Below are 252 nucleotides of genomic sequence, written 5' to 3'. Positions count from 1 at the left end.
GAACAGGTCGACCAGCAGCCCCTGCTTGACCGGATCGGTATCAACGCCGCTGGAGAAGACCGAGGCCAGCTGCGGCGCGAAGATCAGTGCCACGGCGGTGACCAGCATCAGCACCCCGCCCAGGGTGCCGGCGGTGCGGGCCATCAGTTCGCGCAGCTCGGCATGGCTGCGGGTCTCCTTCACCTCCGTGAACACGGGCACGAAAGCGGTGGCGAAAGAGCCCTCGGCGAACAAACGCCGCAGGAAATTGGG

The 252-nt window shown here is 66.7% G+C and carries 1 protein-coding gene; it reads right to left on the bottom strand.

Annotation, left to right across the window (positions count from 1 at the left end; all coding sequences use genetic code 11):
- The coding region (locus CDN38_RS33650; protein ID WP_275539817.1) for a lipid II flippase MurJ at positions 1-243 on the bottom strand (243 nt) is incomplete at its 3' end.
- Positions 244-252 lie beyond the last annotated feature (9 nt).

Origin of the sequence: Mycobacterium ostraviense (assembly GCF_002705925.1) — a bacterium.
In the GTDB taxonomy this organism is placed as follows: Bacteria; Actinomycetota; Actinomycetes; order Mycobacteriales; family Mycobacteriaceae; genus Mycobacterium; species Mycobacterium ostraviense.
This window is presented reverse-complemented; position numbering and strand designations above follow the sequence as displayed.